At 31.2% G+C, this 8,299-nt stretch carries 9 protein-coding genes; 5 read left to right on the top strand and 4 right to left on the bottom strand.

Going from position 1 to position 8,299, the window contains the following annotated elements; genetic code table 11:
- Positions 1-434: 434 nt before the first annotated feature.
- From nfsA to ACXAHM_RS14615, 3 genes are all read left to right on the top strand, one after another.
- On the top strand, positions 435-1,160 hold the full coding sequence (nfsA, locus tag ACXAHM_RS14625; protein ID WP_474961195.1) for an oxygen-insensitive NADPH nitroreductase: 726 nt from the start codon (positions 435-437) through the stop codon (positions 1,158-1,160).
- Between the two features lie 157 nt (positions 1,161-1,317).
- A complete protein-coding gene (locus tag ACXAHM_RS14620) occupies positions 1,318-1,848 on the top strand; it encodes a GNAT family N-acetyltransferase (RefSeq protein WP_474961194.1) in 531 nt (176 codons plus the stop codon).
- Between the two features lie 106 nt (positions 1,849-1,954).
- Positions 1,955-2,470, top strand: a complete 516-nt coding sequence (locus tag ACXAHM_RS14615) for a hypothetical protein (protein WP_474961193.1) — start codon at positions 1,955-1,957, stop codon at positions 2,468-2,470.
- Between the two features lie 33 nt (positions 2,471-2,503).
- On the opposite strand, the gene ACXAHM_RS14610 is transcribed toward ACXAHM_RS14615, so the two are convergent.
- Positions 2,504-3,100: a hypothetical protein gene (locus ACXAHM_RS14610; protein WP_474961192.1), complete on the bottom strand. Its 597-nt coding sequence runs from the start codon at positions 3,098-3,100 to the stop codon at positions 2,504-2,506.
- A gap of 18 nt (positions 3,101-3,118) precedes the next feature.
- A complete protein-coding gene (locus ACXAHM_RS14605) occupies positions 3,119-4,042 on the bottom strand; it encodes a hypothetical protein (RefSeq protein ID WP_474961191.1) in 924 nt (307 codons plus the stop codon).
- 258 nt (positions 4,043-4,300) lie between these two features.
- On the opposite strand from ACXAHM_RS14605, the gene ACXAHM_RS14600 reads away from it, so the two are divergent.
- Together ACXAHM_RS14600 and ACXAHM_RS14595 are read left to right on the top strand one after the other, a co-directional pair.
- On the top strand, positions 4,301-5,410 hold the full coding sequence (locus tag ACXAHM_RS14600; RefSeq protein WP_474961190.1) for a sensor histidine kinase: 1,110 nt from the start codon (positions 4,301-4,303) through the stop codon (positions 5,408-5,410).
- On the top strand, positions 5,407-6,087 hold the full coding sequence (locus ACXAHM_RS14595) for a LytR/AlgR family response regulator transcription factor (protein WP_474961189.1): 681 nt from the start codon (positions 5,407-5,409) through the stop codon (positions 6,085-6,087). Before ACXAHM_RS14600 ends, ACXAHM_RS14595 begins: the two co-directional genes overlap by 4 nt.
- 58 nt (positions 6,088-6,145) lie before the next feature.
- On the opposite strand, the gene ACXAHM_RS14590 is transcribed toward ACXAHM_RS14595, so the two are convergent.
- Positions 6,146-6,382, bottom strand: a complete 237-nt coding sequence (locus ACXAHM_RS14590; protein WP_474961188.1) for an energy transducer TonB — start codon at positions 6,380-6,382, stop codon at positions 6,146-6,148.
- A gap of 175 nt (positions 6,383-6,557) precedes the next feature.
- Positions 6,558-8,084 (bottom strand): sulfatase-like hydrolase/transferase, encoded by a 1,527-nt coding sequence (locus ACXAHM_RS14585; protein WP_474961187.1) that lies wholly within the window; start codon positions 8,082-8,084, stop codon positions 6,558-6,560.
- Positions 8,085-8,299 lie beyond the last annotated feature (215 nt).

Here is an 8,299-nt window from a genome sequence, read left to right as displayed (position 1 = left end):
ATGGGTTTTAAAAAAGATTTGAAGCTGAATCTCTCAAAAAAAGATAATTATCTTTTCCGCTTAGACAGTCCGAACTACTGGGGTAACTATACTTTTTTTAATCAATAAATGTTAGTTTTTGCCAAATATATTATTAAATTTAAAGAACCTTTGTACTGTAAACACAGAAAAAACACTATTTTTATTTTATTATGAAGAAAAAAATATACTATCACTTACAAGAAAACCTACAGTTTATTTCATTTTGTTTACTGGTAACAATTTTTGCTGTAGCAAATTAGTTTAAATCTCAATTCTTAAAATATAACAAAGCCACTTTATGGATATAAGTTCATCAAGTGGCTTTTTTGTCTTTCATATTTTAGTGAGCAAAGTTCTCTTTTTCTTCAAATATTATTGCCTAAATTTCTAATCGAAACAATACTACAAATACAATGAAAAAATCTACAATAGATCTTATGAAGTCCCATAGATCGATTCGTAAATACAAAGACGAACCGATCAGTGATGAGACCATACAAGAGTTAATAAGTGCTGCAAAAAGTGCTTCTTCTTCAAGTTTTATTCAATGTACATCTATAATTAGAGTAAGAAATGAAGAAACAAAAAAGAAGCTTTCTGAACTGGCAGGGGGACAACCTTGGGTAGCAAAAGCACCCGCATTTTTTGTTTTGTGTGGTGATTATCATCGACATGCACAATTAGTAGAAAATGCACAATTAGGCTTTGAAGAACAAACATTAATCAGTGCTGTAGATACTGCTCTTTTTGGCCAAAATATGTTATTAGCAGCTGAAAGTTTAGGGTTAGGAGGTCTTTTTATCGGAGGCATTCGAAATCATCCATTGGAAGTTGCAGAACTTTTAAAATTACCTCAACACGTTTTTCCTTTCTTTGGTATGTGCTTAGGTGTTCCCGATCAAGATCCTGAGGTAAAACCGAGACTTCCAAATGAAGTTATTTTACATGAAGAAGAATATCAAGAACTAGATCAAAAAGTGATTGAGGAATATGATGAAACCATCAAAGCATATTATCTAAGTCGCTCTAGTAATAACAAAACCATGAGTTGGAGTGATCAAATAAAGGGTAAATTAAAAGGAGAAGCAAGGCCATTTATGAAGGAAGCCCTCCAAAAGAAAGGGTGGTCTCTCAAATAATATCCTCAAGGTGCTGTCTCTTATAGGCAGTGCCTTTTTGTTTTATAGAATGTATTATTTTAGGTATTTATTCCATTTTCACTTTGAAAAGTGAGTAGATTAATGCCCTTTATTATCTATTATTTATATTTATCGATCACTAAATTTCTAAAACCATATGAATATCAAAATCCGCCAAGAACGTCAAGATGATCATCCCTTTGTTTTCAATTTAATCAAAGATGCTTTCGAAGATGAAGAATATAGTGATCATCAAGAACATTTTTTAGTGGAGCGATTAAGAGAATCTGCTGCTTTTGTGCCGGAATTATCTTTGGTAGCTGAAATGAATGGACAAATTGTCGGTTTTATTGTATTGACTAAGATTTTAGTGAAAAATGAGACGAAAACTTTTGGTTCATTGGCGATGGCTCCAGTTGCGGTGCTTCCAAAGTATCAAGGAAAAGGTGTCGGAGGGATGTTGATTCGTGCAGCACATGAAAAAGCAAAAGAGTTAGGGTACGGTTCTATTATTTTATTAGGTCATGATAAATATTATCCAAGGTTTGGTTATGAACAACTCAATAAGTTTGGCATTCGTTTGCCTTTTGACGTTCCAGAACCCAATTGTATGGCTATAGAATTAGTGCCTAATGCATTAAAAAATGTAAGTGGTGTAGTGGAGTATCCAAAAGCCTTTTTTGAATAAAGTACTATTCATTGATCTAGAAAAAATTAATAATAAATTTTATTTCTTCTCTTCAACCTTTATTTTGTAATAATTTAATTTCTCTTTGTACAAAATACTGTTGATTATGGCTCGTCAATTTGTGAATGTTTTTTCTATTCTTTATTTATCTTCTTTGCCTCTTTATGGCCAATCAAATCCACATTTTAATAAATTTATTAGCCAACTAACAATTAAAGAACTGCCTTTTCAAGCAAATACAAATTTCGATAATTTTGCTTTCAAAGATGAACTAAATCATAAAGAGCAAGAATTGTTACAAGTGAAGAAAATCAAACCTTCAATTGATAAAGTATTCTGTAATGAGAAAATAAGTTTATCTTCTGATTTTATAACTCTATATGTTTCTGTAAAGGAGAATGAGCAAGAATTAAGATCTTATCTTGTTACTTATTCTAAAAATGGAGATATGATTGATCATATAGAGGTTGCATATGATGAAATTGCCGAAGGTATGTTACAAACAAGAAGTGAGGTGAAGTTACATATCATCAAAGTGATTGAGACGGTTTCTTTTGGAACAAGTACAGAGAAAATAAAGAGGTATGAACTTTCAGAGAATGGTGAATTTTTAAGAATTTAGAAGAAGTTCGTTTGAAAGTTGAGCTATTCACGCTTAGTACATAGAGGATTTTTGTTTGTCTGTATAGAATGGGGAATTTCTTCCAAAATCATCAACTGTATATCCTTGAAACATTCTATTTGTAATTATATCTTTTACAAAAAATGAAGTGCCAATAATTGGTACATTTGTGTTCACTAGTTCTTCTACATGAAAGACAGGACCATAAACAGTATAAGAATATTCTAAAATATCTGAATTAGCCACAAACTGTAAATACTTTGGAATAGGATTTTCATCCATCAAATTGCTTTCATCGTAAAAAAGGATATAACTGACATTAAAAAGTTCACCGATCAATTGAGCTACATATTCAGCATGGCAAACAGATTCTTCTGGCTCAAATGTTGAATAGGACCAATCCCTCACTTGAAAAGCAAGTGCTTCGAAAGTAGTTTTTTTCTCTTTTTCAGTAGGATAGTATAGAGAAATTTTTCCTTCTTTTGCAGCCAATAATAAGCTCTCAGATAATTTTAATAAATGATCATTTCCTTTAAATGAGGTATTAATATGGACTTCCTTGTATTTTGTTTGAGCGTTGATAGAATGAAAAGAAATAAGAAAAGTGATTAGATAAAATATTGTTTTCATGGGAGTAAGGTACGTGTGTTATTTTGTATATAATTCATTAAGATCAGTAGCCATTGTCATAAAGGCAATAGTATTTATTTTCTGCTCTTTTACCTCATCAATAATTGCATCAGAAGTTGATTTTAAGACGTAATCACCTCCTTTTTTATGGACTATAAATATTTTAATATCTTCACTTGGGACATCTAAAAGAGCGAAATTATCAATCTTTTTATCCTTGACAGTATAATACAGTAAGGTATTTAGAGAACGGTAATGCACATAAATCTTCTTGATATTTTCATTATTCACCATCAACTCATACTCTTTTAAATATGAATTATTAATCAAGAAATCATAGTTATGTAAACCTGCACCTTCTATGTCCATCACTTTATATATATATTCTATTTCATCTTTATTCAACGAGGCATCCCAACCCCAACTTCCTCCTCCCCAACCTTCTGAAAAGTCATCTTCATTTTTAGGTGTAATATTTCCCCAGGCAGCATCATTATCATTTCGAGCATAATCAAGGATAGGTGTGCTCAATTGTTTCCATTCTTGTTTTAGAGAATCATATCGATAACCATTGTATTGATAGATACCATCAGAAACATAGGAAATTCTAATTTTTTTTCCTTTTCGAATCGAATGCCTATGGTATTGTATGTCAAACATTCCACCCGAAACATAAATTCCTTTCGAATCTCTCATTTTAATATCCCCCTCCATCATATCTTTATAGTTTTTGAATAGAGAAATAGAAATCAATATTTTTTCATCGATTATTTGCTGTTGTTGATCTTCAAAAGTATTTGCTTCAATATGCAATAATAGACTATCATTAAAGAAGCTTAAAGTGCCACATTGCCCATTATACCATTCTTGAGTTTGCCTATTTTGTCCAAATAAAGATAATTGTGTAACAGAGATGATAAAAATAAAGAAGAGCTTTTTCATTATAGTATTTGTTTTGGTTCATAGTACTATTTGCAAAAACTGTATCTTTCATTTTTAGCGAGAATTATCTAAATAATTAATCAAAAATAAATTTTATATATCAAAATCTGAGTATAAAATAGAGAATGTGGTTTGTTCGATTTTTTCCTTGAATAGAAAGAATTACGTTTGTCCTTAAAAAAGGCTAGTTTGGCACTAAAAATAGGGTGTTCATATAAAAGAATTGGCACCCTTTTATAAGGTTAATACCTTAGAAGTATGAAAAATAAAATTATCAAATATGGTAGGTCAATTGGAATTGGTGCTACCACTATGTTCTTCTCTTTTTTAAGTCTAATGGGATTAGGCGTGATCATTTTACCCATTACAGAAACGGAAGAATTTTTCGTTGCCTATTTATTTTGGTCAGGAGTGGCTTCTGTCGTTGCCCATCACTTTCAATATTTAAAACGAAAAGTACCGACATTAATGAAAATTGTAGGTTTACTGATTGCCTTAATTTTTATTAATATATATGATGAAAGTGCAGGTCAACCTATCAATTTTCTAACGCTTTTCCTTGCTACAGTCTGGTTTAGTGCTATCGTATACTTTATTACGCCTACTTTTTTTAAGAAATATATTTATCATTTTTATGCAGTGATGATGGCGGTGACATTATATGCCAGTCTTTTTTCTGTAGACAAAAATGACCAATATGAAACCAATGTTGTCGCTTTGGTGATGTCCATTCCTGTATTACTTTCTCTTTGGGTTTACGAACAATGGAAATGGATTAAATCATTAAAAAATGAAAAAGCAAAGGCAGAACTTCAACTCTTAAAAAGTCAGATCAATCCTCATTTCTTTTTCAATACTTTAAATAATTTATATGGTTTAACGGTTGAAAAATCTGATAAAGCACCTGAAGTTGTTTTAAAATTAGGGGATATGATGCGGTATACTATTTATGAAGGAAAGGAGGAAAAAGTGAGTATTCACGATGAAATCCAATATCTTGAGAACTATATAGAATTGCACCGTATTCGTTATCAAAAAAATGTTCAAGTTCACTTTATTAATTCTGTTATTACGGATTTTAGAGTTTCACCTTTACTCTATATTATTTTAGTGGAAAATGCATTCAAACATGGAGTAGAAACCCTTATTGAAGATGCTTATATATTTATTGAAGTTGAAGAAGTAGGAAATTCTGTATCATTCACCATTGAAAATAACTTCGATAAAGTCATGCAAGATAAACGAGTAGGAATAGGGGTGATGAATTTAAAAAGAAGACTTGAATTGATTTATCCAGGAAAGTATTTTTATGATGAAATCAAAGGTGTGGATACTTACAAGGCCATTTTAACGATAGACTTATCATGAATTATTTAATCATAGACGACGAACCAATTGCTCATAGAATCATCGAAGGTTATTGTGATAAAATTTCCTATTTGGAAAAAGTAGGCAATGCCTACGATGCTTTTGAAGCATTAGAAGTAATCCATGAAGGCAATATCGATCTCTTATTTTTAGATATCAATATGCCTAAAATGACGGGTTTTGAATTTTTACGTTCCATCCCCAATGCACCTCATGTGATAGTAACTTCTGCTTATAAAGAATTTGCAATTGAAGGTTATGAGTTGAACGTTGTTGATTATTTATTGAAGCCATTCAGTTTCAGTAGATTTCTCACAGCCATTCAAAAAATTGAATCCAAAAAAGAAGTCGCAAAAGAAGAAGATAAGGAACATTTCTTTGTGAAGTCAGATAAGAAATTGATCAGCATTGATAGTAATGACCTTATGTTTTTGGAAGCCTATGGAAATTATGTAAAACTAACGCTCAAAGATAAAGTTGTAGTGTGTCATCAAAAGCTATCTTTTTATGATGATTTTTTAGCGAATAAAGGTCACTTTTTGAGGATACACAAATCATATATTATCAATGAGAAGTACATTGAATTAATCGAAGGCAATACCATAATCATTCAAAACAATGCATTGCCCATAGGGCAGAAATATAAAAAAGGAGTACTCGAAAAATTGTTTATATAAAAAGAGTATTGAATTGATATTACTTTCAGTTCAATACTCTTTTTTTCTTTTGATGAAACTATCCTAATCGGAAAGATAAAGGAAGTACAAACATTTGTTTTACTGTCTTACCTTTAACCTTATCAGGTTTCCAATTTGGTGCTGATTTAATTACCCTTTCTGCTTCTTCATCACATCCAGCTCCAATACCTCTGATTACTTTAATTTCAGAAAATCCACCATCTTCTTCGATTAAGAATTGTACATATACTTTTCCTTCAACACCCATTCTTTTTGCCTGCGATGGATATTTCATGGATTGACCAATAAATTTATAAAAAGCACTAAACCCACCATCGATAGGTTCGGCGGATTCTTCTGGTCTTTAAATAGTTTGCTCACGATAATCATAAATATCCTTTTCAGGATGATAAAAAAAGAGATTCTCTTTTCAACTAAAAGAACCTCTTATAATTTTTAAAAATATATTTTTAATTCGTCAAATAGGCAGACAAATAAGTGTCATTTGTTTCTATCATCCAATCTTTAAGTGCTGCTTTGTATTTTAGGATTTGCTCTTTATAGTCCTTTTTGTCAATCAAGTTTTCCAATTCTTTAGGATCTTTAGTTAGGTCATAAAAACCATGAGGACCTTTACTGTTGAACACATATTTAAATTGGCCATCCGTTATCATTCTACAGACTAGGTTTTTTTTGTAAGGATAAGTCCTTTCGCAAACGTTATATTTTCTCCATGCAGTATTTTTATCTTCAATTAAATCTTTGAGAGAACTTCCTTGAACTTGATTAGGAGTTTCGATGCCACAATAATCCAAAATTGTAGGCATGAAATCTATTTGACTGACCTGATTATGATTGATAATCATTTTAGTCTGTTTTGATTTTGGAGCTTTAATGATCAATGGAATACGTACTAACTCATCATAAAATGCATCAAGCGTTTTACCCATTCCGCCAAATCGTCCTTGAATATCACCATGATCAGAAGTGAAAATGATCAGTGTATTATCGTATTGTCCAGTTTCTTTTAATGTATTAATAATTCTACCAATCTGTTCATCAATATAAAAAACTTGTGAACGATAAATTGCTAAATACTCTTTGATGCCTTTCTCACCGACAAGTTTCCCTAATTTTTGAGCATCCATATTTGCTGCTAAAGGGTGAATTTTATCGACTTCAGTCATATCTACTTTCATTTTGTCACGATCGTACATACTGAAATAGGGTTCTGGCATAGCCCATGGTATATGAGGAGGGTGATAACTCACAGTAATCATCCAAGACTCCTCTTTTTTCTCTTTGATAGTTCTAACTGTCTCATTTGTTATAGAAGTATGAGGTAAATATTCTACTGGAATAGATGTTTGACCCGTTGTTGAAATACCTTTGTGTTTCCATTTTGATGCATTTGCTGCAGCATTATAATCTACCGTTTGGTATAATGGATAACCCCATAATTCATGGTCAGAAGGAGAAGGATTTATCTTTTCCATTTCACGATCAAGTGTTTCTTGATAGTCTTTACTTGCTTCATATTTATGAGATTGCCCTTTAAGCAAACTATTTTTATAACACTTGATCAGCTTCTTTTTGCCGATATGCCATTTACCCAAATGTGCTGTATAGTATCCATTTTCATATAATAAATTTTCTGTAAGTTTAAATGCTGTTTCCTCAATACCTAATTGTGTGTACTTATAGCTTGTACCTATAGAGACATTATTTAATATAGTATTACTATGTGGATACATCCCAGTTACAATTGTACCTCTTGCAGGAGAACAAGAAGGGGTAGTAACCATAGCATTATTGAAATGCACACCATTTTGAGCAAGTTGGTTGAGGTGGGGAGTATCAAAACCCTCATCAATATAATCCAATCCATACCAAACATGTTGATCAGTTTGGATAAATAAGACGTTAGGTTTTTCTTGTCCAAAGAGAGTAATTGTACTAAAAAATGTACATGCTAAGAAAAGTAGATATTTCATCATTTCATCCTAATTTAAAAAGTAAGTATTTAAATTTATCCTATCTCAATAAATAGAAAATGCCATTTATTGCGCTGTTTGATGAAAACAAAAGTAGGGGGTAAATGTGTTTTTTAAGATTGTTTATTGACCATGAATGCATAAAATAGACGCATTCAATCATTTATTAGCAATTTAATGTTGAAAATATGGTCAGTATTAATGCCTTTGATCAAAGA

It is taken from the genome of Flammeovirga sp. AWQ4_249 (assembly GCF_056161045.1).
The sequence above is the reverse complement of the archived record's forward strand: the minus strand, read 5'-3'. Positions and strand labels throughout refer to the sequence as shown.